Origin of the sequence: Mesorhizobium sp. M0898 (assembly GCF_040319695.1) — a bacterium.
In the GTDB taxonomy this organism is placed as follows: Bacteria; Pseudomonadota; Alphaproteobacteria; order Rhizobiales; family Rhizobiaceae; genus Mesorhizobium.
The window spans coordinates 18,291-40,348 of sequence record NZ_JAMYOE010000028.1 but is presented as its reverse complement, the minus strand read 5'-3'; the positions used below and the strand labels follow the sequence as shown (position 1 = coordinate 40,348).

19 protein-coding genes are annotated in these 22,058 nt (G+C 60.6%); 11 read left to right on the top strand and 8 right to left on the bottom strand.

What is annotated here, in order from left to right; all coding sequences use genetic code 11:
- Positions 1-82: 82 nt before the first annotated feature.
- The 6 genes from NKH90_RS24175 (at position 83) to NKH90_RS24150 (ending at position 7,042) form a co-directional block, all read left to right on the top strand.
- Positions 83-1,009 carry an ArsR/SmtB family transcription factor gene (locus tag NKH90_RS24175; RefSeq protein ID WP_352449660.1) on the top strand — a complete coding sequence of 309 codons (927 nt, stop codon included), beginning with the start codon at positions 83-85 and terminating at the stop codon, positions 1,007-1,009.
- 184 nt (positions 1,010-1,193) lie between these two features.
- Complete coding sequence (gene arfA, locus NKH90_RS24170; RefSeq protein WP_352769405.1) at positions 1,194-2,705, top strand: arabinosylfuranosidase ArfA; 1,512 nt, start codon at positions 1,194-1,196, stop codon at positions 2,703-2,705.
- A 49-nt stretch (positions 2,706-2,754) separates the two neighbouring features.
- A complete protein-coding gene (locus NKH90_RS24165) occupies positions 2,755-3,846 on the top strand; it encodes an ABC transporter ATP-binding protein (protein WP_352449658.1) in 1,092 nt (363 codons plus the stop codon).
- A gap of 19 nt (positions 3,847-3,865) precedes the next feature.
- Positions 3,866-4,783, top strand: a complete 918-nt coding sequence (locus NKH90_RS24160; RefSeq protein WP_502895679.1) for a carbohydrate ABC transporter permease — start codon at positions 3,866-3,868, stop codon at positions 4,781-4,783.
- On the top strand, positions 4,780-5,628 hold the full coding sequence (locus tag NKH90_RS24155; protein ID WP_352541703.1) for a carbohydrate ABC transporter permease: 849 nt from the start codon (positions 4,780-4,782) through the stop codon (positions 5,626-5,628). Before NKH90_RS24160 ends, NKH90_RS24155 begins: the two co-directional genes overlap by 4 nt.
- 94 nt (positions 5,629-5,722) lie before the next feature.
- Positions 5,723-7,042: an ABC transporter substrate-binding protein gene (locus NKH90_RS24150; RefSeq protein ID WP_352449655.1), complete on the top strand. Its 1,320-nt coding sequence runs from the start codon at positions 5,723-5,725 to the stop codon at positions 7,040-7,042.
- 187 nt (positions 7,043-7,229) lie between these two features.
- Here NKH90_RS24150 and minE read toward each other — a convergent pair whose 3' ends face one another.
- From minE to minC, 3 genes are read right to left on the bottom strand one after another with little or no spacing between them, the layout of a single operon-like run.
- On the bottom strand, positions 7,230-7,502 hold the full coding sequence (gene minE / locus NKH90_RS24145; protein WP_023677151.1) for a cell division topological specificity factor MinE: 273 nt from the start codon (positions 7,500-7,502) through the stop codon (positions 7,230-7,232).
- Positions 7,499-8,314, bottom strand: a complete 816-nt coding sequence (gene minD, locus NKH90_RS24140) for a septum site-determining protein MinD (protein ID WP_254819515.1) — start codon at positions 8,312-8,314, stop codon at positions 7,499-7,501. The genes minE and minD overlap by 4 nt, the downstream gene beginning before the upstream one ends.
- Before the next feature lie 19 nt (positions 8,315-8,333).
- Entirely contained in the window at positions 8,334-9,053 is a 720-nt protein-coding gene (minC, locus tag NKH90_RS24135) for a septum site-determining protein MinC (RefSeq protein ID WP_352449654.1), read from the bottom strand.
- Between the two features lie 237 nt (positions 9,054-9,290).
- Between minC and NKH90_RS24130 the strand changes: the two genes are divergently transcribed.
- Positions 9,291-10,151 carry an alpha/beta hydrolase gene (locus NKH90_RS24130; RefSeq protein WP_352821402.1) on the top strand — a complete coding sequence of 287 codons (861 nt, stop codon included), beginning with the start codon at positions 9,291-9,293 and terminating at the stop codon, positions 10,149-10,151.
- A gap of 94 nt (positions 10,152-10,245) precedes the next feature.
- Here the strand turns inward: NKH90_RS24130 and NKH90_RS24125 are convergent, their stop codons facing one another.
- Together NKH90_RS24125 and NKH90_RS24120 are read right to left on the bottom strand one after the other, a co-directional pair.
- Positions 10,246-11,352 (bottom strand): glycosyltransferase, encoded by a 1,107-nt coding sequence (locus NKH90_RS24125; protein ID WP_352821400.1) that lies wholly within the window; start codon positions 11,350-11,352, stop codon positions 10,246-10,248.
- Between the two features lie 8 nt (positions 11,353-11,360).
- Positions 11,361-12,911 carry a GumC family protein gene (locus NKH90_RS24120; protein WP_352472503.1) on the bottom strand — a complete coding sequence of 517 codons (1,551 nt, stop codon included), beginning with the start codon at positions 12,909-12,911 and terminating at the stop codon, positions 11,361-11,363.
- A gap of 167 nt (positions 12,912-13,078) precedes the next feature.
- Here NKH90_RS24120 and NKH90_RS24115 point away from each other — a divergent pair, with 167 nt between their 5' ends.
- Positions 13,079-14,392, top strand: a complete 1,314-nt coding sequence (locus tag NKH90_RS24115) for a VpsF family polysaccharide biosynthesis protein (RefSeq protein WP_352472504.1) — start codon at positions 13,079-13,081, stop codon at positions 14,390-14,392.
- A gap of 18 nt (positions 14,393-14,410) precedes the next feature.
- Here the strand turns inward: NKH90_RS24115 and NKH90_RS24110 are convergent, their stop codons facing one another.
- Positions 14,411-15,853, bottom strand: a complete 1,443-nt coding sequence (locus NKH90_RS24110) for a glucosamine inositolphosphorylceramide transferase family protein (RefSeq protein WP_352821397.1) — start codon at positions 15,851-15,853, stop codon at positions 14,411-14,413.
- Between the two features lie 201 nt (positions 15,854-16,054).
- Between NKH90_RS24110 and wecB the strand changes: the two genes are divergently transcribed.
- From wecB to NKH90_RS24095, 3 genes are read left to right on the top strand one after another with little or no spacing between them, the layout of a single operon-like run.
- Positions 16,055-17,209, top strand: a complete 1,155-nt coding sequence (wecB, locus tag NKH90_RS24105) for a non-hydrolyzing UDP-N-acetylglucosamine 2-epimerase (RefSeq protein WP_352472506.1) — start codon at positions 16,055-16,057, stop codon at positions 17,207-17,209.
- A complete protein-coding gene (gene wecC / locus NKH90_RS24100; protein ID WP_352501359.1) occupies positions 17,202-18,533 on the top strand; it encodes a UDP-N-acetyl-D-mannosamine dehydrogenase in 1,332 nt (443 codons plus the stop codon). The genes wecB and wecC overlap by 8 nt, the downstream gene beginning before the upstream one ends.
- Positions 18,530-19,333 (top strand): WecB/TagA/CpsF family glycosyltransferase, encoded by an 804-nt coding sequence (locus NKH90_RS24095; RefSeq protein WP_031211886.1) that lies wholly within the window; start codon positions 18,530-18,532, stop codon positions 19,331-19,333. The genes wecC and NKH90_RS24095 overlap by 4 nt, the downstream gene beginning before the upstream one ends.
- A gap of 31 nt (positions 19,334-19,364) precedes the next feature.
- Here the strand turns inward: NKH90_RS24095 and NKH90_RS24090 are convergent, their stop codons facing one another.
- Together NKH90_RS24090 and NKH90_RS24085 are read right to left on the bottom strand one after the other, a co-directional pair.
- On the bottom strand, positions 19,365-20,213 hold the full coding sequence (locus tag NKH90_RS24090; protein WP_352541697.1) for an isocitrate lyase/PEP mutase family protein: 849 nt from the start codon (positions 20,211-20,213) through the stop codon (positions 19,365-19,367).
- Positions 20,214-20,480: 267 nt separating this feature from the next.
- Positions 20,481-21,920, bottom strand: a complete 1,440-nt coding sequence (locus NKH90_RS24085) for a lipopolysaccharide biosynthesis protein (protein ID WP_352541696.1) — start codon at positions 21,918-21,920, stop codon at positions 20,481-20,483.
- Between the last annotated feature and the right edge of the window lie 138 nt (positions 21,921-22,058).

Sequence of the window (22,058 nt, the reverse complement as noted above, 5' to 3'; positions counted from 1 at the left end):
TCCGCCTGCACATTGATTAAATCAGATATCCCGATATACAGGGTAATTTCGGATATGGATTTTACATGGGCCGGGCAATTTCATGAGTCGCAATTTTCTGGTGATTGAACCTGAGGAAGGCATTGCCGTGCTCAAGGGGCTTGCCTCCTCGGCGCGGATCTCGATGCTGAAACTGCTGCATGAGAAGGGGCCGATGAATGTCAACGAAATCGCCGCCGTGCTGTCGCTTCCGCAGTCGACCGTCTCGACCAACATCCAGGTGCTGGAGGATGCGGGGCTGATCCGCACCGAGAACCTGAAAGCGAAGAAAGGCAGTCAGAAAATCTGTTATCCGATGGCGGAAGAAGTGCTCGTCGTGTTCAAGAGCGAATATCGTGCGGTCAAGAACGACGCGATCGAAGTGTCGATGCCGATCGGGCTTTATACCGGCTTCGAGGTTACCGCGCCCTGCGGCCTTTGTTCGCCGGACGGCATCATCGGTCTGCTCGATGTGCCGAACACTTTCCTCGATCCGGACCGCATGAAGGCCGGTCTGCTATGGTTCACGCGCGGTTTTGTCGAATACCAGTTCCCCAACAATGCCAAGCTCGCCAATGCCGAGATCACCGGGCTCGAAGTTGCGATAGAGCTGTCTTCGGAAGTGCCGGGCACCAGCGCCGATTGGCCCTCGGACATCACGCTGACGATCAATGGCGTCGATGTCGGCACCTGGACGTCGCCGGGGGATTTCGGCGACAAGCGCGGCGTCTTCACGCCCTCCTGGTGGAAGCTCAAGGGCTCGCAATACGGTAAGCTGAAGAACTGGCGAATTGCCAATGACGGCACCCATGTCGACGGCCTCAGGATTTCCGAAACCGGCCTCGCTGCACTCGATCTGAAGAGCCATCATTCAATCCGCGTCCGTATCGGCGTCAAGGACGACGCCAAGCGCCCCGGCGGGATCAATATTTTCGGCAAGGGCTTTGGAAATTACGATCAGGACATCCTGCTCAGGATCAAAACTGGTTGATATCATGAAACCAGGTTCTGAAGATAACGCAGCGATTTCAACGATCTGGCATTCTGCTGTGCCAAGGCGTTCGTCTAATTGTCCTACATTTGGCTATTTTGGCTTGACGAAGGGCTGCCAATTCCTCTTTGATATCGGGCAAGATGATTTAAATCATCGTTTGTGATATCGATGGGAGGAATGCATGAAGGCAGCCGTTACGGCTCATCCGCACTATGTTGTCTCGGAAATCGATCCGAGGCTCTACGGATCCTTCATCGAGCATCTGGGGCGGGCAGTTTACACTGGCATCTATGAGCCCGGCCATCCGACAGCGGATGCCAACGGCATGCGTCAGGACGTCATCGACCTCGTCAGGGAACTCAATGTTCCGATCGTCCGCTACCCCGGCGGCAATTTCGTCTCGGCCTACAATTGGGAAGACGGCATTGGCCCCAAGGAACAGCGCCCAGTGCGCCTCGACCTCGCCTGGCACACGTCGGAAAGCAACGAAGTCGGCCTGCATGAATTTGCCGATTGGTGCACCTCCGCCAACACCGAGATGATGCTTGCCGTCAATCTCGGCTCGCGCGGCCTCGATGAAGCCCGCAACCTGCTGGAGTACGCCAACCATCCCGGCGGCAGCAAATGGAGCGACAGGCGCATCGCCAACGGCCGCAAGGAGCCGTTCGACGTCAAGCTCTGGTGCCTCGGCAATGAAATGGATGGCCCTTGGCAGATCGGCCACAAGACCGCGGACGAGTATGGCCGGCTGGCGCATGAAACGGCCAAGGCCATGCGCGCCTTCTCCAAGTCACTCGAGCTGGTGGTCTGCGGCTCTTCGAATGCCAAGATGCCGACCTACCCTGAATGGGAAGCGACGGTTCTCGACCATACCTACAACGAGGTCGACTACATCTCGCTGCACATGTATTTCGACAACGAAGCCAACGACGCTCCGAACTATCTCGCCATGAGCGAAAAGCTCGACGACTACATTGTCTCGGTCGCCGGCGTCATCGAGTATATCAAGGCCAAGAAGCGCTCCAACAAGCAGGTCTACATCTCGTTCGACGAATGGAACGTCTGGTACCATTCCAAGGAGCAGGACAGGAAGATACTCGGCGGCAGCAACGGCTGGCCGTTCGCCCCGCCGTTGCTCGAAGACATCTATAATTTCGAGGATGTGCTGCAGGTCGGCCTGATCCTCAACACCTTCATCCGCCGTTCCGATGTCGTCAAGATCGCCTGCCTGGCACAACTGGTCAATGTCATCGCGCCGATCATGACCGTTCCGAATGGCCCGGCATGGCGACAGACGATTTTTTATCCCTATCTGTTTGCTTCTAACTATGGTCGCGGCAATGCGCTGGATCTCAAGGTGGAAAGCCCGACCTACAAATCCAGCGTTGCGGGCGACGTCGCCTATGTCGATGTTGCCGGCGTGCACGACAGGCAAACCGGCCACGTCACCTTCTTCGCCGTCAACCGCCATTCGAGCGAGGCAATCGAAACAGTGGTCGACCTCACCGGCTTCGGCGCAGCGGAGATCGTCGATCACCAGGTGATGGCACACGCCGATCTGAAAGCCGTCAATTCGGCCGAAAACCCTGGCAATGTCGGCCTCAGGAAGGGTGAGGGCGCCTCGCTCGCCGGCGGCAAGCTGAGCCTGTCACTGCCGGCCTATTCCTACCAGGTCATACGCCTGAGGCTCTGAGTTCAGGCGGATCATCGAGAAAGCGCAAACGCTGAGGAGGAGCGTCGACGTGACGGCCGATATCGAGATCAGGAACGTGAGCAAGCAGTTCGGTGCCATGACGGTGCTGGATCATCTGTCGCTCTCCATAAGGGCACGCGAATTCATCGTGTTCCTGGGCCCGTCCGGCTGCGGAAAATCGACGCTTCTTCGAATGATTGCCGGGCTCGAAGCTGTCGATAGCGGCGAGATTGCCATCAACAACGAGCGCATCGATCATCTGCCACCGGGCAAGCGCGGCATTGCCATGGTGTTCCAGTCCTATGCGCTTTATCCGCATATGACGGTGCGCGACAACATGGCCTTCGGGCTTGCGAATATCGGCGTACCAGGCAAGGTCATCGAGGCGCGCATCAACGAAGCCGCCCGCATCCTCGAAATGCCGCATCTGCTCGATCGCAAGCCGGGCCAGCTCTCCGGTGGTCAGCGCCAGCGCGTCGCCATCGGCCGTGCGATCGTCAAGGAGCCGAAGGCCTTTCTGTTCGACGAGCCGCTTTCCAATCTCGATGCGGCGTTGCGCACCCGCACCCGCATCGAGCTTGCCCAGCTTCACCAGCGGCTGCAATCGACGATGATCTTCGTCACCCATGACCAGGTCGAGGCAATGACGCTGGCCGACCGCATCGTCGTCATGAACAATCGCAAGATCGACCAGATCGGTACCCCGATGGAGATCTACGAACGCCCGGCGACCAAATTCGTCGCGGGTTTCGTCGGCGCGCCGGCGATGAACTTCGTCGATGCGACGCTTGACAGATCCGGCGAGAACGCCACGGCCAGGTTTGCGGACGGCGTCTCGGTGCAGACCGAGATCGCCTCCAGCCAACTGACCGATGGCAAGTACACTTTCGGCATCCGTTCTGAAGACGTGCGCATCGTTGCCGCCGGACAGGGCAATGCCGGCGGCGTGGTCGATGTGCTCGAGCGGCTCGGCGAACGCACCCTGATCTACGCGCGGCTGGGCGATGGCCAGCAGATCGTCGGCTCGGATGCCGGCAACAGCCGCGTCGCCGTCGGCGACAGAATCGGGCTCGCCTTTGACGGCCAGAAATCGCATCTGTTCAACGAGACCGGCCGCGCCTGGCATGCGAGAGAGGCCTGAGATGGCTGACCGGCTGGCGATGTCCCCGACCGCGACGCTTGCTGTCGGCGTCAGAGCCCCTACCGCCGACATCTATGCGCCGCAATGGCGAAACGTCATTTTCGTTGCGCCATTCTTGTTCTTCTTCACCACGCTGCTGCTCTTCCCGCTGCTCTGGGGGATGTGGCTGAGTTTCCACAAGGCCGACACGTTCTCGTCCGGAAATTTTGTCGGTCTCGGCAATTACGCCAGGCTGTATCACGACAAGGTCTTCCTGCAATCGATCTGGAACACCTTCTATTTCGTGCTTCTGACGGTGCCGACGCTGGCGCTGATCGGCCTTTTCCTGGCGCTTTGCCTCAACCGCCGCACGCGCGCTGCCGCGGTTTTGCGGACGCTGTTCTTTTCCTCGTCGGTGCTATCGGTCACCATCGTCACGCTGATCTGGCGCATCGTCTTCATTCCGAATGTCGGGCTGTTGTCGACGATTTACGGATGGTTCGGCGCAACGGCTCCGGCCTTCATTTCCGATCCCAGCCTGGCGATGGCCGGCATCGCCATTGCCACCATCTGGTGGTGCATCGGCCTGCCGATGATGCTCTTTCTCTCAGCACTCCAGCAGATCCCGCAGGACATTTACGAGGCGGCAGCGCTGGACAATGCCAATCGCTGGCAAACGCTGCGGTCGATCACGCTGCCGTCGATCAAGCGGACCTTCATCCTGGTGATCATCATCCAGATCGTGCTGCAATTCCAGCTGTTCGGCCAGGCCTGGCTAATGACGCGCGGCGGTCCGAACAATCTGACCAAGCCGATCGTGCTCTATATCTACGATACCGCATTCCGTCGCTGGGATCTCGGCCTGGGCGCCGCCGCATCGGAAATCCTGTTCATCCTCATCCTGGTCGCGGCCATGGCCCAGTACCTGGTGACACGCAGCAGGGGAGACCAGGCATGAGCGCCCCAGCAGCTTCCATCAAGGGCCGGGCATTTGGCGACCATTTGTTATTGGCCCTGGTCATCCTGCTTTCGATCGTCATGATCGCGCCGGTTCTGTGGGTCGTCGGTCTATCACTCAAGGACAATACGGAGCTGATGGCCGATCCGAACTCGGTGTTTCACGCACCCTATACGCTGAAGAACTACATCAACACCGTCGGCACCTCGTCGGTGTTCATCTGGGTGCGCAACAGCATCATCGTCTCGGGCGGATTGACGCTCGGCACGTTGATCCTGTCATCGCTCGCCGGCTACGGCTTTGCACGGCTGAATTTCCCCGGCCGAGACGTGCTGTTCGTGATCGTGCTGTTCGGCCTGGCGGTCCCGGAACAGGCCGTGCTTGTCGCCCGTCACCAGATCTTCAGCATGCTGAAGTTCCACAACACCTATCAAGGGCTCATCCTGCCGGGCCTTTCAGCTCCGTTCGGCGTCTTCCTGATGACCCAGTATTTCAAGGCCATCCCGAAGGAGCTGGACGAAGCCGCCATGCTCGATAACGCCAGCCGGCTCAGGATTTTCTGGAAGGTGCTTCTGCCGCTCACGCTGCCTGCGCAGGCGACGCTCGGCATCTTCACCTTTCTCGGCGCGTGGAACGACTACTTCTGGCCGCTGATTTCGGCGACGAAGAAGGACATGTTCACGCTGACGGTCGGCATGGCCTCGACCCAGACCAACTTCGCCCAGTCCGAAGGCATCGGCTTCCTGATGGCGCAGGCGGTGTTCGCCGGTGCACCGATCCTGATCGTCTACCTGTTCTTCCAGAAATACATCGTCACGGCGGTCTCCGGCGCTGCGGTGAGATAACGAAGATTGCCTGACGGCCGGGGGAATGCGCAGCAATTGAAGCACGAAAGCCAATCCAGGGTGGAGCGGCGGAAACTCAGTAGGAGGAACTAATATGAAACTGAAGAAAATACTGTTTGCCGCAGTCTCTGCGGGCGCAATGATGCTCGCAAGTCCAAGCTTCGCGGCCACGGAGCTGAGCGTGCAGCGCTTTTTCGGCGCCTGCGATGCCGATTTCGGCACCAACACCGATGCCACCAAGGCCGTTGGCGAATGCGGCATCATCACCTCGCTAATCAACAAGTTCAACGCCGACAATCCCGATGTCCATGTCAACGTCACCACCGTGGAATGGCCCGGCTATGATCAGCTGACCGCGCAGTTCGCTTCAGGCGACGCTCCGGACATCGTCACGATCCATGAATCCGTACTGTCGGATTATCAGTCGAAGGGCCTGTTGATGCCGCTCGACGATCTCTTGAAGTCGGTCGGCGTGACACCCGACGCCTTCACCGACGCGGCACGCAATGGCGCCACCAAAGACGGCAAGGTCTATGGCCTGCCGATCGACAGCTGGACGATGCTCTATCACGTCAACATGGATCTTTTCAAACAAGCCGGCCTCGTCAATGCCGACGGCACGCCGATTTTTCCAAAGTCGCCCGAGGAACTGCTCGCCCAGGCCGAACAGTTCAAGCAGAAGACGGGCAAGCCTTATTTCGTTCAGAACCTGACCAATGAGACTGCACTCTACACACGCAACCTCTACACCTATCTTTTCCAGCAGGATTCCGATTTCTTTGCCGATCCGAAGCACGTGAAGTTGAATACGCCGGAAGCCAAGAAGGTCGTCGAGATGTACAAGGCGATCTTCGAGAAGGGCTACACCACCAAGGATCTCGATTATGGCGGCTCGATAAACGCCTTCCTTGCCGGCGAGGGTGGCGTCCACCTTAACGGCACCTGGGTGGTCGGCGATTACAACGCCCAGTCCGAGACCAAGGGTACGGCGCTCAACAAGGGCGGCTATGCGGTCTATCCGTATCCGCAGCTGTTTGGCGGCGCCCATGCGCAATATGCCGACGGCCACACTTGGGCCGTTTCGCAGAAAGACCGCACGCCTGAACAGATCGCGGCCATCGGTAAATTCCTGAAGTTCTTCGCCGACAACGACTTCGAATGGTCACGCACCGGTCACCTGCCGGCCTATAAGGCCGTCATCACCTCGGACGCCTTCAAGGCCCTGCCGCATCGCAACACGATCTCTGCGGTCGCCGATCTCGGCAAGCCGCTGCCGTCCGCCGTACAGCGTCAGTTTGCGATCCAGGACATTATCGGCGAAGAGATGAGTGCAGCAATCAGTGGCCAGAAGGACGTCGACACCGCCCTTGCCGACATGGAAAGCCGCGTCAACGAATTGCTCGCCAACATTTGATCACGGGTTTCGAAAGGCCCCTCCCAAGGCCCCCCGCGGCTGGAAACGGCCGCGGGTTTTTGGTGAGGCAGTGATTATTGTCCTCGAATTGCGCGACTTGCCGGTGGCGACCGGGTCAAACACGCCAACCACGGCGCCGCAACCTCGGCAGCAGCCGACGCAGGCCCTGGCCGGAGGATTCCGTTAGCTAGAACGCCGCGGCCATGGGCATTGCGACCTTGTTGGGGATCTGGATGTCGATCTCCAATCTCGACGTCGTTTCGCCGTGATCCATGCTCACCTGCAGGAAATCCTGGTCGACCTGAACATGCCGGGCGATCACCGCCATGATCTCCTCGCGCAACACCGAGACGAGATCGGGCTGGTTGCGGCTTCGACGCTCGTAAGCCAACAGCAGTTGCAAGCGTTCGCGCGCCACCGGCGCGCTGCCGCGGCGCTTGAAGATATCGAGCAGGTTCATGCTGCCCTCCTTCCCAACAGCCGGTCGAGGAGGCCCCTCCGCTCGAAAGGCAGAATGACCGGCAGGTCCTCGCCCTCGAGTCTTCTTGCCGCGTCGATATAGGCGCGTGCGGCGGGGTTGGTGTTTTCGCTGAGCGTAACCGGCGCGCCCACATTGGATGCGCGCAGTACGTCCTGGCTCTCGGGAATTATTCCCAGCAGAGGCGTGGACAGGATCTCGAGCACGTCATCGATGCTGAGCATCTCGCCGCGGGCAGCGCGGGCAGCGTCGTAGCGCGTGACGAGGACGTGTTTGGCAATCGATTCACCTTGCTCGGCTTTCATCGTTCTGGAGTCGAGCAGGCCAATGATGCGATCGGAATCGCGGACCGAGCTCACTTCCGGGTTGGTGACGATTACCGCCTCGTCGGCAAAGCGCATGGCAAGTTGCGCGCCCCGCTCTATGCCGGCCGGGCTGTCGCAGAAGACGTAGTCGAAAACCGAGCGCAGCTTGTCGATGACGTCGGCGACGCCTTCCTCGGTGAGAGCATCCTTGTCGCGCGTTTGCGAGGCCGGCAGCAGGAACAGCGTTTCGAGTCGCTTGTCACGGATCAGCGCCTGCGAAAGCTTGGCGGTTCCCTGAATGACGTTGACGATATCGAAAACAACGCGCCGCTCGGCACCCATGATCAGATCGAGATTGCGCAGGCCGACGTCGAAATCGACGAGAGCCACCCGCTTGCCGGTTTTCGCGACCGCGGCGCCGAGAGCGGCCGTCGAGGTCGTCTTGCCGACACCCCCTTTGCCGGATGTGACAACCACTACCTTGCCCATATTTGTGCCTCCAATGTTGTTAGTTGAGCGGTGCGACGCAAAGTGCGCCGTCCTCGAGAAAGGCCTGTACCGGCCTTCCTCGCGAGGAGGCGTCCATCTCCTCGGCAGTGCGGTACCAGCCGTCCACCGCCAGAAGTTCGGCTTCGTTTTTCCGGCAAAAGATGCGAGCCGCGGAATTTCCCGTGGCGCCGGCGAACGCACGTCCACGCAGCGTGCCGTAGACGTGGATCGATCCTCCGGCGACGATCTCGGATCCGGAACTGACGGAGCCGACAATGACCACATCGCCATCGGGATGAAAGATCGACTGGCCGGAGCGGATCGGTGCCTTGATCATCAATGAGTTCGGCGCCTGCGGCTCTTCCGTCTTGGCCTCAGCTGCGGCCTTCGGGTCCGGCTGCACGTAAAGCGCGTCGGCGGTGGCCTCCTTGGCGCCAACGAGGAGCGGCGGCAGATCGGCACCGAGAGCAACATTGCCATCGGCCTCGATCGCGTAGATCCGAATCCCGCGCTCCGCGAGTTGTAAGACCAGATCCCGCATCTCGCCCACCTCGGGCTTGAGTATATTCAGATCGAGCACGACCGGGCGGCCGGCAAAGAAGCCGGGAGAGTTTTCGGTCCAGTGATCGAGGCTTTGCAGCCATTCCCCTAGCGGGGCCTCAGGGGTGAGGGTGAAGGCTACAAACGAGCGCGCTCGAAAGCGTATGGACTTGTTTTGGATGGGGGCGACGCAGGTCACAGAGGCGAGTCCTTACTGATTGGTTAAGGCTAGCCCGGCATGGTTAACGAAAAGTTAATGGCGGCTTCCCGAGGCGTTGGCGGAGGCATTCTTTTTGCCCCTGATCGCCCCGCCGGCGCCCTGCTTCCGGTGCACACGAGGTGGTCCTCGCGGCTGCCTGGAGGCGCCTCCAGTTCACGAGGTCGGCCGACCGGTATATTGTTGTCGGAACGGCGGGCCTATTAAGGAGTTATCGATTTGACAAGTGTTGCCAAGGGGCCTGTGGCGGATCGCGGTCGCGCTACCTATGACCTTGGCGCGACCGCCATCTTTGCTTCCAAATCAGACGCGCGCTTTCACTATTGCCTGTATGTGCCTCCCGCGGTTGGGAAAGGGGCCAAAGTCGATCTGATGGTCGCTGTCCATGGCACCGGCCGCACCTCTTTTCTTGGATTCCGCGACGCGTTTTCCGAGTTCGGACGCTGGAACGGCTGCGCCGTTTTGTGTCCGCTGTTTCCAATCGGCGTTCTCGGGGATGATGCCCGCAGCGGGTACAAATATTTGCTCGAGGGCAACATACGCTACGATCAGGTGCTGCTCGCCATGGTTGAGGAGGTCAGCGCCAAATACAGTCAGGATTGGAGCCGCTTTGCCATGTTCGGATTTTCCGGCGGCGGGCATTTCACGCATCGTTTTGCTATCCTGCATCCCGACAGGCTCTGGGCGGCCTCAATCGGCGCGCCAGGCTCGGTGACCTTGCTCGATCCGAGGCATGACTGGTGGGTGGGCATTCGCGATCTGCCGGAGAAGTTCGGCATCACCTTCGATGCCGCAGCGCTGGCAAAAGTGCCTTTCCAGATGATCGTCGGCGACGCTGACCTGGAGACTTGGGAAATCACTCATGTCCAAGGTAGCATCCATTGGATGCCAGGCGCCAACGATGCCGGGCGAACACGGCCGGAACGCCTCATGGCATTGTGTCGATCGTTCGAGGAGGCGGGTGCGCGCGTGCGCTTCGATTTGCTGCCAGGCATATCTCATGAACGGGACGCGGTTCTCGATTCGGTCAAGGATTTCCTCGCCCAACAACTCAAGGAACGAGGGAACGCCTCACGATGAATTCGTTGCGCCCCAGCCCGTGAAGAGATTATCGCAATCAAAGCCCGACCACGTCGACCGCATCCAACCGCGATCTGCTGGCAGTGCGTAACGACTAGAGCAACGCTTCGTATTGATCGCCAATCTTGTCGACTGTGAAATCCACCGCCCTGTTTTTCAGCACGGCAGCAGGGGTGGGGTGGTCCAGCATCTCGGCCATCGCCTTCGCCAGGGCCGCGGCGTCACCGACCGGCACCAAGGTGCCGAAGCGGCCGTCACCGAGTATTTCGCGCGGGCCATGCGGAGCATCGGTGGAGATTACGGGGACACCGGCGGCCATGGCCTCGACCAGCACATTGCCGAAGCCCTCGCAGGTCGATGACAGAACGAACAGATCGGCCGCGGCATAGCAAGCCGCGGGATCGTTGACGTAGCCGGCAAAGAGTACGTCCTGGCCAATGCCGATCTGCTCGGCACAGGCGTGCAATTCGGCAGCCAGCGGACCTTCGCCGAAGATGACAAGCCGGGCAGGGCGGCCGGCGCGCAGGGCAGCGAAGGCCCGCAGCAAAGTCCGGTGGTCCTTGACCGGCACCAGGCGTCCCGCGGTGGCGATGACCGGGCCATCGCCCATCGCCGCCAACGCTGCCTGCCAGGCATAGGAATTCCTCTGCGGTGCTACAGCTGGCGGCAGCGGGTTATTGATGACGACAACCTTCGATTCGGGGAAGCCTCGGGCGATGATGTCACGGCCGACACCCGCCGAAACGGCGATGGCCTTGGTTGCGCGCGCTGCAACCAGCGCGGAAAGCCAGATCGCCAGCCTGGCGCCGAGGCCGCTGGCAGGCAGCGAGGCCGCGGCATGGAAGCTTGGAAAGAATTTTGCCCGGCTTCTGGCCAACATGAGTGACAGCGCCATCACCAGATTGGCGAATTCCGGGGCGCTATAGACCGCATCAGGATCAAGGCGGCGGAACAAATTTGCGCTTCGCACGATGCCTTTCAGCGTCGCCGACTTGGCGTAACCCTCGCCGCGCAAGGGAAGGCCGAAGTCGACCAGATGCACGGCAGCGGAACGCAGCGCGGCGTTAGGGCCTTCCGCGTTCCAGGTAAAAAGCGTGACCTCGTGGCCACGCGATGCCAGTTCATTTGCCATCAGGACGAAAACACGTTCGGCGCCGCCGCCCCTCAGGCTGGCGATGTGGAAAACGATGCGCTTCACCATGCCTTGCTTCAGGCTCGGCTGGCGGCAACGCCTGATCGGTTCGGCGGCCGGCGCATGTCGCGGATGATGCCCATGCCGATGGCCAGCAGCATCCCCAGGGCAAAGCCTGCGAACGCTCCGGCGCCTGCCACCAGGGCAGTGCGCGGGGGCCATGAGCGTGCGGGCGGGGGCACTGCGGTCGAAATCACCTGTACGTTTGTGGTGTCGATCTGCTCGCGCTCGCTGATTTGGCGCGCACGTGACAGGAAGCTCTCATAGACCGCTCTCTTCGACGCGGCATCGCGTTCAAGTTCACGCAGGGCGACTTCGGATTCGCTGTCGGTGAATACATTGCCCTTCAGATCGTTCATCCTGGCGTTGAGAGAAGCCAACGAGGCCCGGGCCTTGTCCAGGCTGGCCTTTGCCGTGCCGACGGTGCGGGAGAACTCGGCCCGGAGTTGCGAGTTGACGGTCTCGAGTTCCGTCCTGAGCCTGACAATCGTCGGGTGGCGCGGACCGAAGGTCATCGACTGTGAGTCGATCTGCTGCCGCAGGCTGTTTGACCTGTCGCGCAGCGCAGCGAGCGCTTCCGAAACCGTGGGGTCGGGATTGGCCCCGTTGATACCGGAGGCAACCAGGGCGTCGTAGCTTGCCTGCGCGGCGATGACACGCGATTGCGCATCGACGATTTCGCCATTGAGCTGCGTCAGCGTCTGCGAACTGACGAGCTGGCCATTGCTGGACGACAGGTTGTGGCTGCGCCTGTAGCTCTCGACCTTCTCTTCGGCTGCCTGCACGTCGCTCTTGAGTTGGCCAAGCCGGCTGTCAAGGGCAGCCGCGGCACGGCTGGCGCCGGCAGCTTCGGCCTTAGCCAGTTCTTCCTGGAAGTTTTTGACTATGGCCTGCGAGATCAGGATCGCCTTGGCGGTGGTTTCCGCAGATACCGAGAGGGTTGTGACAAACGAGGTCGGATCCGCGATGGCGTCTACCCGGTCCGCCAGGTTCTTCAAGGCGATGAGCCTCGGGTCGGGCTTCGCCACAGCGCCGGACGAGGATGTGCTCCGGTCCGGATCGAAAAACTCCGGATCGTGAGTCAGATTCAGTTCGTCCACCACACGGGAAAGCACGTTGCCCGAGGTCAGGATGCGCTGCTTGCTGCGCGTGCTGAGCAACTGGCTATCGACCTGGCCCGGTTGCGAGTAGAGGTCGTTTTCCACAACCTGCAAATTGGATGGGTTGATGAGGACCTCGGTCGTGACGGTGTAACGCTGCTTGCTCAGCAATGCATAGGCGCCGCCGACAATGCCGCCGACTACCGCCAGCATGAAGGCCAGGGCGAGGCCGGCCCGCAGCCAGACGAACAGACGCCGAAAATCGAGCTCAAGGAAATCGCCGATCTTGTCCAGGGTCACCGTTGCGACAGGCTCTGGAGGTTGCGGCGTCACCGGCGCGGAGCTTAGCCCCGCGACTGGGCCATGCTGTTGCAGCAATGCCCTGCGCCGTGCATTGGCGATACGCTCGAATGCACTGTTATTGGAAGCCGTCGCGGAGATAGGGGGTGTGCCGGAACCGGCAGACATGGTGACAACCCTTGTTAAATCATTACGCTTGGCCTGCTCTACAGAAACATCGTTAACATCTTATTTTCCAAGTTGGCCCATTTTACCGCTCTCGCTGTCCGTCCGGCGGACGTTGAAGGGGTCTCGTTGCCCGGAATGCTGTTTGAATACCTTCACCTGGATGGGCCATGAGCTATCCCGCTGCCGCATCGGAACGATTGTTGCCCAGTCGAGCGCGCCGTGAGAACGCGCTGTCGCTGCTGTTTTTCCTATGCGCCGCCTTCGCGCTCCTGCTTCGCTTTACGGTGTCGCCGCAGGTGATGAACATGGTCGTCGACTATACGGCCCAGGGGGGCTCGTTCTACGAGAAGCTGCATTTCGGCACCTATGCGATCTTCCTGGTCCTTGCCGTCGTTCTTTTCAGCCGACCGTTTCTGCTGCAGGGCGACGAAATTGGGATATTCAAAGCGTTGATTCGCTTTTCGGTGCTGATGTTCGCGCTGGTGCCCTATCTGTTCGTCACCGGCCGTGCGGGCTCCTCCGGGTTCATCATCGATTCTTATCTGGTGGCCGGCGCCGCAGGCCTGTTGATGCTGGCCTTGAACGCGGAAGTGCGGCGGGCGTTGGGCGACGTCGTGCTTGGAATGGTGATCCTCAGCGCTGTGCTCGGCACGATCGAAGCGGTGACTCAACATCGATTTATGCCTTACGGTCTCAACGAACTGCAGTTCAGGCCAATTGGCCTATCGGCGCACCCGCTGGCGCTAGGCGCGCTCTGCGCCACAGCCATCGGATTCGTGCCGCTGACGCGCTGGCGCATATGGGTGCGGGTGGCATCGATTCTCGTGTTGCTCGTCGGTTGTGCTGCGTCAGGCGCCCGCGCCGCCCTGATGCTCGCTGCGGGAGAAACCCTCATTCTGCTGCTGTTCGTGCCTTGGCCGCGCCTGACTCTCAAGCACCAGCGGCAGGCCAAGTCCGTCGTGCTGCTGTTCGCCCTGGTGAGCGGCGCAGTGCTGGTGGCCATACTATTTTCGGGCGGGCTGCTGAATCGATTCGGCAACACGATCTTTGACGAGAATTTCATGGCGCGGGTGACGATCTACCAGATATTCGGACTTGTTAGCTGGAAAGACATCCTGTTTGGCATGAACGTCGACGACCTCCTGGCGATCGTCAAAGAGAAGCTGCATCTGCCCTATATCGAGAGCGCTCCGGTGGTCATCACCATGCTCTTCGGCTTGCCGATAGCTGTGCTCTTCATAGTGCTGGTATTCTGGTTCATTTTTCGGCTGCTGCGCGCGGCGCCGCTGCCGGCATGGATCGGCACCATGACCTTCCTGCTTGCTGCGCTGTCGAACAACGCGCTCTCGTCAAAAGCGCCGGATATTACGACTATCGTGGTGTTGCTGCTTGCCTATAGAAACGTGCCGTATAGAAACCAGCCGAAGAGCACGTCTTCGACCGCTGTCGCATCCGAGCCGAAACTGGATCGGCTTGGATAAGCGCAGGCTCCAGACGCATCAGCCGGCGCTATCCACAACCTCGACATTGCCTGCGCGATTGAGCGTGTGGATGCCCGCCCGCGCCCATGCCGGTCCTGGGCCGATCGGGTGGGGCGGTGCAAACAGGACATCGAAGTCGTCAAGGCGATCCAACCGCATCAATCCCAGGCCGCCGCCATAGGCTCTAGACCCGTTTTGCACGGGCAGTAGCAAAGCGTCGCCCTGGCGGATGAAAGCGCCGCCCGGCCGAGTGGCCGAGTGATCGACGGCGACGGGATTGAGCGCGTGCGCAGCCCACGGCCCACGCAGCGCCGGGGCGGAATAGACGGCCATCGTGTCGGACGCGCTGCCGTAACCGAACCGCCCCGTCCCCAACAGCCAGAAACGGCCGTCGGATTCGAGCAGCGTGGCGTCGTTGAAATCCCTGTCCGTCATCAGCACCGTATCGCGTACCCAGCGATCCGGAAACTGCACGGCACGGTAGAGCACCAGTTCTCGCGCCGTAGCGCTTTCAGGGATCATGAAAATCTCGCCGGAGTGAGCGAACACCTGCGGATATGACAGATGATGCGCTTCCTCCAGCACCACTTTCGGTACGCCGAAAGTGCCGTCGGTGCCAAGTTCAGCGACGGAAATCACCCCGCGGCCGGTGGAGTAGGGAAACTCCTCGACAAACAGAAAATGACGGCCGTCGCGCTCGAGAACGAACGGATCGGCGTAGAAGCGCTGCCCGTCATCGGCAAGCACGGTGAAGGGCTTACCATCCAGCAGTCCGGTTTCGGCGACGCCTGGACCGTCGATCAGCCGATAAGCAACCTGCCAATAGAAGGGACGCCGACCACGTCGCAGTTTTTGCACGGCGCGGTCGACTAACCCCCTGCCGAAAAAGGGCAGATAGTGCCCGATAAATCCGCCTTTCTGCAGGGGCGGCGCCGGGCTCTCGGCAATCGGCGCAAGTTTGCCCGCGGAAAAGCGGGCGACACATTGGGCAATCAGGGAGATGGCGCCGGCGAGCAGGTCGTTGCTGGTTCGGGACAGCCACAACCGGTCGCTGATCATCGGCCGCGCCCTGGCGACGGCAACGCCGTCGAGGCGCGCGGTGAGTTCGGGCAGCCGCCCGCTCGCCAGCATCTCGGTCATGCCTGCGGCAAAGCTGCTTTGGCCGCAAAATTCGAGCGTCAGGACAGGCGTGCCGCGTCGTGCGGCGGTAGCCGTGAGATCGACTATAAGATCGACTGGGCCGGTGTCGCCGGACGGCAACGGCCGGGAACGGCTTGCCAGTGAGGGGCCGAAGCGCCGGCCCTCGAGCGCCAGCACATTATCCATCGTGCGCGCATTGGGTTCAGGCGTCGGCGCGCGGCAACTCGAAACCGCATGTCCAGCCGCACTCAACCGCGCCAGAAGCTCATTTTCCCAGCGCCGGGATGGGTCGGCGTGGCCGATGATTAAAATATTAGTCAATCCAATATATTCTTTTTCAAGACTACTGCCATAGACTACTTGTCAGCCCAACCTTTCACAAGAGTTAAACCGGGAGAACGCGGCCTTGGTTGTTAATCATATATTAAGAATTGAGATCACGAAGGCGCTTTCCGGCGCTATTATGACTCTTGCGGGCAATAGTCGGCATGTCCCGAAGGCTGCAGGCGACCAGGATCAGCGATGAACGTCCTTTCACGTCCAAAACTGCCATCCAGGCAGAAACTGCTGATCGTGTTCGGCACTAGGCCGGAGGCACTCAAATGCTTTCCAGTGGCGCGTGCCGCCCTCGCTCATCCAGGCTTCATCACCGAAATATGCATAACCGCCCAGCATCGTGAAATGGTCGACCAGGTTGTCGAGCTGACCGGCTTGCCTGTGCACCACGATCTCAACATCATGCAACCCGGCCAGTCGCTGTTCGATGTGACCTCGCGCGTGCTCCTGGGCATGGCCGAGGTGTTGGACAAGGCGAAGCCCGATATCGTCATGGTACAGGGCGACACCACCACGGCAATGGCCGCGGCTCTTGCTGCCTTCTACAAGCGTATCCCCGTCGCTCATGTCGAAGCAGGATTGCGCAGCCACAACATCAACTCGCCGTTTCCTGAAGAACTGAACCGCAAGATTGCCGGCGACATCGCCACCTGGCATTTTGCGCCGACCGTTCAAGCGCGCGACAATCTCATCGCCGAAGGAAAGGCCGAAAGCACCATCTTCGTGACCGGCAACACGGTGATCGACACGCTGTTGCATTTTTCAAGCGCGATCGATGCCGACAGGCTGATGAAGGCGAAGCTCGCTGCCAGCTTCCCCTTCCTCGACCCTTCCAAGAAGATGATCCTCGTCACCGGACATCGCCGCGAGAATTTTGACGGCGGCATCCAGCGCATCTGTACGGCGTTGAAGGGATTGGCGGCGCGCGGAGACGTGCAGATCGTCTACCCTGTCCATCCAAACCCCAATGTGCGCTCGGTGGTCAACGCAGAGCTGGAAGGCGTGCCGAACATCCATCTGGTCGAGCCGCAGGACTATCTGCCGTTCCTGTACCTGCAGAAGCAGAGCTATCTGGTGCTTACCGATAGCGGCGGCGTGCAGGAAGAAGCGCCTTCGCTCGGCAAGCCGGTGCTGGTGATGCGCGAAAATACCGAGCGACCCGAGGGGATCGTGGCCGGCACCGCCCGCCTTGTCGGCACCGATGTCGAGAAAATCCTGTTCAACGCCAATCGCCTGCTCGACGATCAGGCTGCCTATCGCGGCATGGCGGAACGACACAACCCATATGGCGATGGCCGGGCCAGTAACCGGATTGTTGAGGAACTGCTGCATCATGGCTGAAATCAAAACCGTTTCCGTAGTCGGCATGGGATATATCGGCCTGCCGACCTGCGCCATTTTTGCCAGCCGCGGGCTCAACGTCATTGGCGTCGATGTCAACGGAGCGGTGGTCGAGAAGGTCAATCGTGGCGAAATCCACATCGTCGAGCCGGACCTTGACGGTCTGATCCAGAAGGTCGTGGCGAACGGCAAGCTCATGGCCTACAGCACGCCGCAGCCGGCGGACGCCTATATCATCGCCGTGCCGACCCCGATGACCCACGATCATAAGCCGGACGTGACCTACGTGCTCGCGGCGGCACGAAGCATCGCCCCCGTGCTGAAGCGCGGAGACCTTGTGGTATTGGAATCGACATCGCCGGTTGGAACCACGCGTATCATGACCGGGCTGCTTGCCGAGTTGCGGCCTGATCTCAAATTTCCTGTCCAGCATGGCGAAGACGCCGATGTGCTGGTCGCCTATTCCCCCGAGCGTGTGCTGCCGGGAAAGGTGCTGACCGAGCTGATCAACAACGATCGCTCGATCGGCGGATTGTCCCGCAAATCGTCGGAGCGGACCGCGGCACTCTATTCGACCTTCGTCACCGGCGACCTGTTCATGACAACGGCCGAAAGTGCTGAGCTGGTGAAACTGACGGAGAACGCGTTCCGCGACGTCAACATCGCCTTTGCCAACGAGCTTGCCGCCGTGTGTCAGGATCTGTCGCTCAATGTATGGGAAGTGATCGATCTCGCCAATCGACACCCTCGCGTGAACATCCTCCAGCCGAGCCCGGGCGTTGGCGGTCACTGCATTGCGGTCGATCCATATTTTATCATCGACGCCGCACCCAACAGCACGCGGCTGATGGCTTCGGCACGCCGGATCAATTCCGAACGGCCCATGTCGGTGGTCAGGGATATCGAGGCCTTGCTCGACCCCTCCCGCAAACAGACGATCGCCTGTCTTGGCCTCAGCTTTAAAGCCAACATCGACGATTTGCGCGAGAGCCCGGCCGTCGAGGTGGTGAAACTTCTGTCCGATATCCCCAATGTGAAGATCATTGCGGCTGAACCCAACACAAATGCGCTGCCGCATGAGCTCGAGGGCAGGGGCATCGTGTTCACCGACGCACTTTCGGCCATCGACAAGTCCGATATCGTCGTCCTCCTGGTCGACCATCGGCAGTTCAATCTGGTCGACCCCGAAGCGCTCAAGGATAAGAAGCTCGTCGATACGAGGGGTCTGTGGACATGGCGCAAGGCACGCAAGCCCGACGCCCGCATCGAAGGCAAGAAACCAGAGGTCGCACAAGTGACACTTGCAAGGGAGCAGGCCGCATGAACGCGCACGCCCCGGCATGGGCGCAGCATTCCCTGTTGGCATCACGGCGCCGGGAGTTCCTTGGCGCACCGATCCATGCGCTGACCATGGCCGAGACACTGGCCATCGCCGACGAGGCGATGACCCTGGGGCGGCCGCTGCATCATGTGGTCGTGAACGTCGCCAAACTGGTGACCATGCGCCAGAATGCCGAGCTGCGCGAGGACGTGGCCGGGGCGGACGTGGTCAATGTCGATGGCATCGGCGTGCTTTGGGGTGCACGTCTGTGCGGCGTCGCGCTGCCCGAGCGGGTGGCGGGCGTCGACATCATGATCAATCTGCTGAGCCTCTGCGCGAAGCGTGGATTCAGGCCGTATCTGCTGGGGGCCGAACAGCACGTTCTCGACGCGGTTGTAGTGAGACTTGCCAAGGACCATCCGAGCCTCGTCATAGCGGGAATGCGCAACGGCTATTTCAAGCCGGAGGACGAGGCCGGGATCGTCGCGGCGATCAACGCCTCGGGCGCCGACTGCCTGCTGGTGGCCATGCCGACACCGCGCAAGGAACGCTTTCTCAAACGCTACCGCGATGAACTCGCCTCAAGTTTCGTGATGGGCGTGGGCGGCAGTTTCGACGTCTATGGGGGCAAGGTTGCCCGCGCGCCGAAGCTGATACAAGCGGCCGGCCTGGAGTGGCTGTTCCGCGTCGTCCAGGAGCCGCGACGCTTGTGGCGCCGCTACTACGATACCAACACTGCCTATGCGGGACTGCTGTGCCGGGAGTTCTGGGAGCGTCGCTGGCGCCGAAACGCCGGTTTATAGTTTCGCCTACGGGGCTCCAGCGGCGCGGCGCCTAATGTCCGGAACGCAGGCGTCGCCCCCTTTCGACCACAGGCTTAGGATCGCGAAGACTGTTCCAGGCCAGAGCGCTTTCCAACGCCGTATATTTCCCGGTTGCGATCTCCTGGCATATTTTCATTAGTGCTCCGCCAGCGGCGCGCGCAAGTGAGCCGCCCACGCTTATCCGCCGTACACCGGCCTCGGCAATCTGCTCGAATGTGAGACCGGAAACACCTTGGCCAAGGACATGATTCACTGGTGCACTGACAGAGCTGCAAATCTGCTCGAGAGACGCCAGGTCCGGGACGCCCGGCGCATACAGCACCTCAGCGCCAAGAGCTTCGAAGGCCTTCAGGCGGCGAATTGCCTCGTCGAGACCATATACGCCTTTACCCATCCCATCGGCGCGGGCGGTGAGTACGATGTCGTATTTTCGAGCAGCCGCAACCGCCGCCGCTACACGTGCCATCGCGGTATCAAAATCGCGTATTGGCTGGCCGGGATTTGGTTGTCGATCTTCGATCGAAAGTCCAGCCAATCCCGCTTCGGCGGCAAGCCGGACGGTTTCAGCCACGCCTTCTGGTGTGTCTTCATAACAATCTTCCAAATCGGCAGTGACCGGCACGGTCGTCGAGGCTGCGATCTCGGCGGCATATGCCAAGCTTTCGGCGCGGCCGACTTCCTTTGCTCCGTCCTTCTTCCCCTTCGAAAAGGCGTAGCCCGAAGAGGTGGTCGCCAGCGCCCTAAAACCCAGACCAGCCATCATCCGCGCGCCGGCTACGTCCCAAGGGTTTGGGATCACGAAGCAGCCGGATTTATGAAGAGCGCGAAATTGTTTAACCTTCTTGGATCGGGAAATCACATTGCCCCCTCAGACTTGGACAAGAAGCCGGGTTCGACTAAATGCCGATGATTGCAGCTTTTCAATCATCCGTTTCTCGCCCGACTGCGATCCCGCGGATTCGTTGGCATTTTTCCGCCGAGCGCGACGTGCGGACCATTATGGCGCCTCGCTCTCATGACCCGAACACCCGGAGACCGAATGTCGGATATGCAACGAGCCCGTCCCCGGCAAGGTACACCATGTGTTGTAAGCCTCAGAAATACCTGCTTACAGATCGCTTGGAAATTACGCGATCCGTAGCCGCGCTCGCAGCTGGGCGACGAATTGCGTCGCTGCCACGGGGTGGAACAACGAGGTCAGCCCGAAGAAAACCGCGGCGCCGGTGGTGCCGCCGGCGACAAGCGAGAAGATCGCCGGCAGGTCGCCGGCCACCATGCTGGCAAGCTTGGCGGCCACCCCCGTGCTGAGCGAGATGATTACCGAAACACCGATGTCGCGCCACGGCACCGGCACCGGTGTGAGCCGCTCGCTGATGATGATGCAGGTTATGGAGCCCACCACCGAGCCGCCCGCCAGCGCCAAAGCGGCGCCGATCTCCGCCATCGGGGGGATCAACAGCAGGGACAATGCGATTGTTGCCACCGAGCCGAAGAGATTGGCGATGATCAGCAGCCACGGCCGCTTGTGCGCGTGCACCACGACGCCATAGACGAAGCTGGTGAGGTTGGCGCACAGCACGCTGAAGGCAATGATCGGAAACAGCAGGCCGAAGCGGCCGTGATATTGCGAGGGCAGCATGAGCTCGGTGATATCGCTGCTGAGCGCGACCAGCATCGCTGCAATCGGCAGGCAAAGCCGCATCATCAAGGCCATTAACTGCGACAGCAACCGACCCGATGCCGCGGGCCCATCCTCGTCGAACCGGCTAACCACCTCGGGAAAGGCGCCCATGTTGATGGCGTTGGCGACCATATCGATCGGCTGGCGGGCCAGCGCATAGGCTGCGGCGAAGATCGCCACGGCGCTGGCATCGTAATAGAACTTGAGGAACAGACGCTCCGCGCTGTTGAGCCCGAAGCCAACCAGCGCCATGATGATCAGCGGCACACCGAGCGCAAAGAAGTCCCTGTGGGTGAAACGCGGCGGACCGGCAACGAGCCGTCGCGATGCCATGATGCCCGCCACGATGCCGGCAATCAAGGCGCCGAGGCTCGAGCCGAGCGACACCGTCAGAAAGCTATCCTGAAAGACAAGGATAGCGCCGATCGGTAACGCGAGTTGCAGCAGGGCACGCAGGGCTTCTAGCATCGAATAGACCGAATGGCGCTGCTGCATCTGCAGCACCGTCAACGCGAAGCGGCTGATGGACCCGGCGACCAGATAGCCGCAGACTGCGATCGCGAACTCGATCCAGCGTTCAGGCACGATCACCGCCGACGCGCCTACCGATATGACCAGCGCCAGTGCCGTGGTGGCAAGCAACACCTGCCCGGCCAGCATCAGGCTGCCGCGGCTGACTTCGCCCTTGCCGCCAAGCCTGAGCAAGGCGATGCGCAGCCAGTTGGTGACGGCAATGTCGGTCATTTCGCCGACGGTCACCACCAGGGTGAGCAGGCCATACTCGGTCTGGTCGATCAAACGCGTCACGACGACCAGCAGGAGCAGCGCCGAAATTCGCGTCAGCAGGATCGCCGGAGCATAAATGAGCGTGGAACGGAGCAGCAAGGGCGTGTCCCTGGAAAACTCACCTTCGACTAGCCGCCGACTGGCGGAAAATCCAGCCCGATGACGCCGAAGGGTGAACAGATTCAGTTTGAACTAAAAGATTTGCCGTAAAACTTATCGGGAACGTTTGCTTTGCAG

Bases quoted from the DNA above. Each gene is read 5' to 3' on its own strand.
- NKH90_RS24175 (WP_352449660.1), top strand. From the start codon at position 83: ATGAGTCGCAATTTTCTGGTGATTGAACCTGAGGAAGGCATTGCCGTG.
- arfA (WP_352769405.1), top strand. From the start codon at position 1,194: ATGAAGGCAGCCGTTACGGCTCATCCGCACTATGTTGTCTCGGAAATC.
- NKH90_RS24160 (WP_502895679.1), top strand. From the start codon at position 3,866: ATGTCCCCGACCGCGACGCTTGCTGTCGGCGTCAGAGCCCCTACCGCC.
- NKH90_RS24155 (WP_352541703.1), top strand. From the start codon at position 4,780: ATGAGCGCCCCAGCAGCTTCCATCAAGGGCCGGGCATTTGGCGACCAT.
- NKH90_RS24150 (WP_352449655.1), top strand. From the start codon at position 5,723: ATGAAACTGAAGAAAATACTGTTTGCCGCAGTCTCTGCGGGCGCAATG.
- minE (WP_023677151.1), bottom strand. From the start codon at position 7,502: ATGAACCTGCTCGATATCTTCAAGCGCCGCGGCAGCGCGCCGGTGGCG.
- minD (WP_254819515.1), bottom strand. From the start codon at position 8,314: ATGGGCAAGGTAGTGGTTGTCACATCCGGCAAAGGGGGTGTCGGCAAG.
- NKH90_RS24125 (WP_352821400.1), bottom strand. From the start codon at position 11,352: ATGGTGAAGCGCATCGTTTTCCACATCGCCAGCCTGAGGGGCGGCGGC.
- NKH90_RS24120 (WP_352472503.1), bottom strand. From the start codon at position 12,911: ATGTCTGCCGGTTCCGGCACACCCCCTATCTCCGCGACGGCTTCCAAT.
- NKH90_RS24115 (WP_352472504.1), top strand. From the start codon at position 13,079: ATGAGCTATCCCGCTGCCGCATCGGAACGATTGTTGCCCAGTCGAGCG.
- wecB (WP_352472506.1), top strand. From the start codon at position 16,055: ATGAACGTCCTTTCACGTCCAAAACTGCCATCCAGGCAGAAACTGCTG.
- wecC (WP_352501359.1), top strand. From the start codon at position 17,202: ATGGCTGAAATCAAAACCGTTTCCGTAGTCGGCATGGGATATATCGGC.
- NKH90_RS24095 (WP_031211886.1), top strand. From the start codon at position 18,530: ATGAACGCGCACGCCCCGGCATGGGCGCAGCATTCCCTGTTGGCATCA.